The organism is Streptomyces sp. NPDC056503 (assembly GCF_042794995.1).
Lineage (GTDB): Bacteria > Actinomycetota > Actinomycetes > Streptomycetales > Streptomycetaceae > Streptomyces.
This window is the reverse complement of record NZ_JBHTST010000247.1, coordinates 1-4,395: the sequence shown is the minus strand read 5'-3', so window position 1 is coordinate 4,395 and position 4,395 is coordinate 1. Positions and strand designations below refer to the sequence as shown.

General features: G+C 69.7%; 5 protein-coding genes and 2 pseudogenes. 3 read left to right on the top strand and 4 right to left on the bottom strand.

What is annotated here, in order from left to right:
* Positions 1-264, bottom strand: a pseudogene (locus ACFQ8C_RS36600) (sugar ABC transporter substrate-binding protein); the annotation flags it as partial.
* A gap of 787 nt (positions 265-1,051) precedes the next feature.
* On the opposite strand from ACFQ8C_RS36600, the gene ACFQ8C_RS36595 reads away from it, so the two are divergent.
* Both ACFQ8C_RS36595 and ACFQ8C_RS36590 read left to right on the top strand, forming a co-directional pair.
* Positions 1,052-1,951: a GNAT family N-acetyltransferase gene (locus ACFQ8C_RS36595; protein ID WP_383466224.1), complete on the top strand. Its 900-nt coding sequence runs from the start codon at positions 1,052-1,054 to the stop codon at positions 1,949-1,951.
* 37 nt (positions 1,952-1,988) lie between these two features.
* Positions 1,989-2,433, top strand: a pseudogene (locus tag ACFQ8C_RS36590) (IS5 family transposase); the annotation flags it as partial.
* A 75-nt stretch (positions 2,434-2,508) separates the two neighbouring features.
* Here ACFQ8C_RS36590 and ACFQ8C_RS36585 read toward each other — a convergent pair.
* The 3 genes from ACFQ8C_RS36585 to ACFQ8C_RS36575 all read right to left on the bottom strand — a co-directional run bounded on the left by ACFQ8C_RS36585 (position 2,509) and on the right by ACFQ8C_RS36575 (position 4,077).
* Positions 2,509-3,054, bottom strand: coding sequence for a GNAT family N-acetyltransferase (locus ACFQ8C_RS36585; RefSeq protein ID WP_383466222.1), 546 nt, complete (start codon positions 3,052-3,054; stop codon positions 2,509-2,511).
* Between the two features lie 110 nt (positions 3,055-3,164).
* The gene (locus ACFQ8C_RS36580) at positions 3,165-3,395 is read right to left on the bottom strand and encodes a hypothetical protein (protein WP_383466220.1); all 231 of its coding nucleotides are present in this window, start codon (positions 3,393-3,395) and stop codon (positions 3,165-3,167) included.
* A gap of 151 nt (positions 3,396-3,546) precedes the next feature.
* Entirely contained in the window at positions 3,547-4,077 is a 531-nt protein-coding gene (locus tag ACFQ8C_RS36575; RefSeq protein ID WP_383466218.1) for a gamma carbonic anhydrase family protein, read from the bottom strand.
* 69 nt (positions 4,078-4,146) lie between these two features.
* Between ACFQ8C_RS36575 and ACFQ8C_RS36570 the strand changes: the two genes are divergently transcribed.
* On the top strand, positions 4,147-4,395 hold a 249-nt coding region (locus ACFQ8C_RS36570), incomplete at its 3' end, for a hypothetical protein (RefSeq protein WP_383466216.1).

Genomic DNA, 4,395 nt, shown 5'->3' with positions numbered 1-4,395 from the left:
CTTGTTGAACTCGGCGACGTCCTCCTTCCACTCCTTCAGCTCGGCCGCCTTCGCCGCCGGCGGCATGCAGTCGATCGTGATCGACACCTTCGTCTTCGGGTCGAGCGGGGCGGAGGCGTCGGACGAGCCGGTCGGCTGCGAAGTACCGCCGCCGTCGTTGTCGCTGCTGCTCGTGCCGCAGGCGGCGAGCGCGGTCAGCGTCATCGCGGAGACGAGGGTGACCGCGCTGGCGCGGCGGGTACGGCGGAGCCTGGCACTTCTCATCGAGTGGTCCCCTTCGGGCAAGAACGTGGAGGTCGCCCCACCGGAGGTCGGCGACGTGCGTTGTGGGGCGCGGCACACTCAACCACCCCCAACAAGTGAACGCAAGATATCGCGCTGATTTCGTAATTGCTCGACAACTAAGCCCCCACCTGGGCCACCCCCGAGTCGACAGGACCCCCGGTCCACACCCGGCCCGGTCAGCGCTTCCCAGGAGCGACAGGGGCCGCAAGGACACCCGGAGCCACCGACTCGCCCCTGCACCTGTGCACGTAGATCTTTTTCATGATCTCTTCAATTTCTTCCATGGACCCGTTACGTTGGTGCACCTGCCCGCCTCCTGCGGTCGGCGCACGATCGGAGTCGTCCCTGTCGTGCGCTCGATCGCGTCGTCCCCGCGCACGTGGGCGGCCGAGAGATACAGCTCGTACGGCAGGCAGCCGTGCGGGGCGATGGTCACCGCACTGCGGACGGGGGCGCCACGACGGGTCCTTCGCGTGGTCGTTCAGGGTCCCTGGGATACCGCGGCGGCGACGGAGGTCGGAGCGTGCGTCTGCCGGTGGGATTCATGGGGTGATCGTCCCCACCGGACCGTCGCGACGAGGGCGCGTAAACCCGTGGACGGCCTCGCGGAGGATCACATACGGTGTGGCTCCACGCCCTGAGACGACGGAAGGAGGCGAGTGCCGTGCAGTTCACGCCTTTCCAGCGCTCCCTCTTCCCCTGTCCCGGCGCGGTTCGTCGATTCTGACCGGGAGCGCTCCAAGCAGCCTGTATCCCGGAGGAACCCATGACCGATCCGGTCATCCGCACGCTCTCCGCGAGCGACGCTCATCTCTTCGACGCACTGCCCGACCCGTTGGGTGCCCGTGAAGGCCATCGGCGCACCCGGTTCCGCCCCGACTGGAAGCGCGTCGCCCTGCGCGGCGGCGAGGTCGTCGCACGCGGCGCGTGGTGGGGCGGTCCCGACGACCCGGAGCCCGTCAACATCAACTGGTTCGACGTGGCCGAGGGCGAGGAGGAGGCCGGGGCCGCACTCCTGCGTTCCGCTCCCTGGCAGGTCGAGCTGGAGATCAACCTGCCCGGCGGCTGGCGGGAGACGCCCCACCTGCGCGCGTCCGCCGAGGCGCGCTTCGCCGCCGCACGGGCCGCGGGGTACGAACTCCTGGTGGAACGCTTCCTGTACCGCTGGACCCCGGAGCGGGGTCTGCCCGAGCGGCCCGGACGTCTGCGCTTCGGCGGCGAACCCGACGACACCGTCTTCCTCGACGCGTTGCGCCGCATCCACTCCGTCACCCTGGACGCCCACGCGCTCAGGAGCATCGAGGAGGGCGGCCTCGACCAGGCGGCCCAGGAGGAGCTCGACTTCTTCCACTGGTGCCCCTCTCCCCGGGAGTGGTGGCAGGTCGCGTACACCCCGGAGGGCGACCTGGCCGGCATCCACATCCCCGCCCACAACCCTTCCGGCCCGACCATCGGCTTCATCGGAGTCCTCCCCGAACAGCGCGGGCGCGGCTACGCCTACGACCTGCTCGCGGAGTGCACCCACCTCCTGGCCGAGCACGGCGCGGAGTTCATCGGCGCGGCGACGGACCGGGGGAACTTCCCCATGGCCGCGAACTTCGCGAAGGCCGGCTTCCCCGTCGTCAGGGAGCGCGTCAACTTCCACCCGACGAGCCGGACCGCCTAGAGCGTGTTTCCTTGATCCGCTCGTCAGTTGATCGGACATGTCTGTCCGGTTGGTGATCACTGATGCGATGTGGGACCGGATCGAGCCGTGGATGCCGGCCGATCCGGTCCGCCGTCGGCGATGGGCCGACCACCGCCGAACCCTTGAGGCCATCGCCTGGAAATACCGCACCGGCTCGCCCTGGCGGGACCTGCCAGACGAGCTGGGCTCGTTCCAGACCGCTCACAAACGGCTGCTCCGGTGGGCCGTGGACGGCACCTGGGAACGGATCCTCGCCGCGCTTCCGGCAGTGGCCGACGGTCCGGACGACATCGGCTGGACCGTGTCGGTGGACTCCACCGTCTGCCGAGCCCACCAGCATGCCGCCGGAGCCAGGAAAAGAGGCGCCAGATCGGGCTGAGCCCGGCGACCATGCGCTCGGACGTTCCCGCGGCGGCCTGAGCACGAAAGTCCACCTCGCCAGCGACAGCCATCGCCTACCAGGCTGCCCTCCACCTTGCCGCCCCCCTCATCCGGGCTCGCGATTGATCGAGAGGACACGCCTCAGGGGTTGTCGGTCAGAGGGGATCGAGGAGCATCAGGACCTCGTCTCGGGTGTCGTCGGGCGCGAAGCGCAAGGCGCTGGGCCAGCGGCCGACCTCCCGCCATCCCAGGCGGCCGTAAAAGTCCTCCAACCCTTCTCTCCCCCGGGCCGTGAGACGGAGCTGCTCAAGCCCCAGCTCGTCACGGGCCACCGTCCGCAACTCTCGCATGAGAGCGGAGCCGACACCACGGCCGCGGAAGCCGGGGTGGGTCTGGAGGTGGTGGACCGTTCCCCAGTGCGCGACGAGCCGAAAGGGATCACTTTTGAGGACAACCCATCCGGCAAGAGCCTCACCGAACCTGGCGATGACGAGGCGGCTGCGCGACGGGGCGAGATGGCTGAGGAGCTCGTCTGTGACCGGCGCGACGTCGTCGTCATGGACCGGAGGAAAAGGAAAACCCGCGGCACCACCTGCGTTCGTGACCGCGATCCAGCAGTCGACGAGCTGACGTCTCAGATCGGAAGAGACCTCGTGCATCCCGGTGATCTGGGTGAGAGTGGGTCTGATCCTCTGCTTCATGCGCAGAAGCATCCCAGTTGGTGCCGACATCGAAGTGACCGGCCGCCGCCTCCGAGGCGGCGGCCGGTCGGCGTCGTTCCCGGTCTGCGCGGGACTCCTTTGAAGACGGGCTAGTTCCGACGGACGACCTCGGCGAGCGCGATCAACTCCTTGCGCTGCTCGTCCTCCAGGCCCTCGCCGGTCATGGTGTTCATCGCCTCGCGGACCGCCTTCGCGATCTCGTACTTGCGATGGTTCCTGTCGGTGAGGAAGGGCATCAGCTCGCTGATCGGCGTCGTCGTCACGCCGGGGAGCAGCAGCAACTCCACCGCCCGCAACAGCTTCTCCCGGTCTTCGCTCATCCCGCCCCGGCCCCCTCTTCTCGACGTCCCCGCCAGACCGTACCCCGGCGAAGCCGTTCCCGGGACGGGCTTTCGGAACCTGGTGGGGCTCAGGGGTGCCCGTGGGATCCTCAGGGCCGACAATCGTGGTGAAGGTGTCAGCGCTCTCCGGTCAGCGCTCTCCGGTCGGCGGGCTCTGGTCCAGCACCTCGTCGTCCGCGTGCGCGCCGAACTCGGCGACACGCACCTCCGCGACGCGCTCGTACCGGGTGATCCGGTCGGTCCACTCCGCGTCGACGCCGAAGGCCACCCGCGCGAAGCCCACCCGGCCGATGGCCTCGGCCAGGCCCGGGTCGCCGGGGGCCAGCAACCGCGCCGGAGCGTCGAGCGCCACGGTGTGGGGCGGTACGAAGAACTCGTCCGGCAGGACGGTTCGCGCGTGGACGAGGGCGCCGACGGCGACGACCGAGCCGGCGCCCAGTCGCGCGTCCTGGAGGACCGTCGCCGAGGTCGCCACGTAGACGCACCTGCCGACCTCGCAACCGAGCAGCGTGGCGTGCGGTCCCACGAAGACGTGGTCGCCGACGAGCACCGGCTGGTCACCGGCGACCGCTGACCCGCGCAGCACGGCGTTCTCGCAGATCACCGTCGCTTCCCCGACCTCGATCCGGGACCCCTCCGCGTCGAGGACGGCGCCGTACATCACCCGGACCCTCGGCCCCACACGGACATCGCCGACGAGTGTGGCCGTCGGGGCGACGTAAGCGGTGGGATGGACCTGCGGTTCCCGCCCACGATGCCGGATACGCGTTCCCTGTCCTTCAGCGGTCATGAGCGGATCCTCGCCCGCGGGTCCCCCGCGTGCTGGCGGGTTTCGGACGTCGAGCTCCTGCGCGTCCGCCGGTCCGACAGCGTCACCCGTCCCGACGTGACCATCTCGTTCTCCGCGCCCGCTTCCACGACGGGCCGCACCGGCCACCCGCTCGACCCTGTCCTTGGCCTTCTCGGTGCTCATGTCGCC

What these genes read in the sequence shown, in the direction of transcription:
- ACFQ8C_RS36595 (WP_383466224.1), top strand. Translation starts at nt 1,052, where the DNA reads ATGACCGATCCGGTCATCCGCACGCTCTCCGCGAGCGACGCTCATCTC.
- ACFQ8C_RS36585 (WP_383466222.1), bottom strand. Translation starts at nt 3,054, where the DNA reads ATGAAGCAGAGGATCAGACCCACTCTCACCCAGATCACCGGGATGCAC.
- ACFQ8C_RS36580 (WP_383466220.1), bottom strand. Translation starts at nt 3,395, where the DNA reads ATGAGCGAAGACCGGGAGAAGCTGTTGCGGGCGGTGGAGTTGCTGCTG.
- ACFQ8C_RS36575 (WP_383466218.1), bottom strand. Translation starts at nt 4,077, where the DNA reads ATGTACGGCGCCGTCCTCGACGCGGAGGGGTCCCGGATCGAGGTCGGG.